Here is an 898-nt window from a genome sequence, read left to right as displayed (position 1 = left end):
TGGTAAGTGCTTGTTCAGAATTAATCAGACTATTTCAGGTTTGAAACCGGATGCGGTATGCTGTTCCCACGTGGTCCAAAATATGGCGCACGGCGGCCTTGAGCGTAGTGAAATCAGCGTAGGCTTCTGGCCGCAGCCACTCGTATTTGACTTTGCGCCACAGCGTTTCAATTTTGTTCAGGTGCGGGCTATAGGCAGGCAGGTAAAAGATATAGACGTTTTGGTCTTCCCACGCCGGCAGCCGCGCCTGAAAGGCAGCCGCCCGATGAATGGAGGCATTATCGAGTACCAGTACCGTGGGCTTGGTGCGCGTGGCAACCCAGGCATCAAGCGTCTGCACGACAAAAGCCGCGTCGACTTTGCCTTGGCGCACGACGTGGTGGAACTCGTTGGTGGCCGCATTTAACAGCCCTAGCACGTTGAGACGGGCACTGTGACGGGGCCGGGTGGCGACGTGCTCGCCGGCAAACTGCCAGCCGTAGGGGATGGGCGAAGTCAGGCAAAAACCCGTCTCATCGCCGTAGAACAGGTCCACGTGCCCCTGCGCGGCTACCTGCTGCACCTGGGCCAGACGCTCGGCCCGGTCAGCGTAGTGCGCCGGGTCCTGGGCTGATTTTAGGCAGTGGCGGAAGCGTCGCCACTTGCCACCACACTTTTTAAAAAACGCTTCAGCGTCAAGGGGGAGAACTGGCGGTCCAACTCCTGGCGCAGGCTGGCAGTGACGTCCTGGAGTTGCTGGCGGTTGGCCCGCACGGCCGCCTGGACTTGCGCCGTGTCGGCGGCCGTGAGAATGGCCGGCCGACCCTGGCCCTTGGCGTTAGCCAGCCCGGCCAAACCGGCACTCTCCCAGCGCGCAAACCAGCTGTAGACTGTCTGCCGCTGCAGGCCAAGCACCTTC

The 898-nt window shown here is 61.1% G+C and carries 1 protein-coding gene and 1 pseudogene; both read right to left on the bottom strand.

Going from position 1 to position 898, the window contains the following annotated elements; all coding sequences use genetic code 11:
* Positions 1 to 34 precede the first annotated feature (34 nt).
* Positions 35 to 607, bottom strand: a pseudogene (locus tag D0T11_RS21740) (IS630 family transposase); the annotation flags it as partial.
* Between the two features lie 8 nt (positions 608 to 615).
* A partial coding sequence (locus D0T11_RS21735; RefSeq protein ID WP_147374807.1) for a helix-turn-helix domain-containing protein occupies positions 616 to 898 on the bottom strand: 283 nt, incomplete at its 5' end.

It is taken from the genome of Hymenobacter rubripertinctus (assembly GCF_003583925.1).
In the GTDB taxonomy this organism is placed as follows: Bacteria; Bacteroidota; Bacteroidia; order Cytophagales; family Hymenobacteraceae; genus Hymenobacter; species Hymenobacter rubripertinctus.
This window is presented reverse-complemented; position numbering and strand designations above follow the sequence as displayed.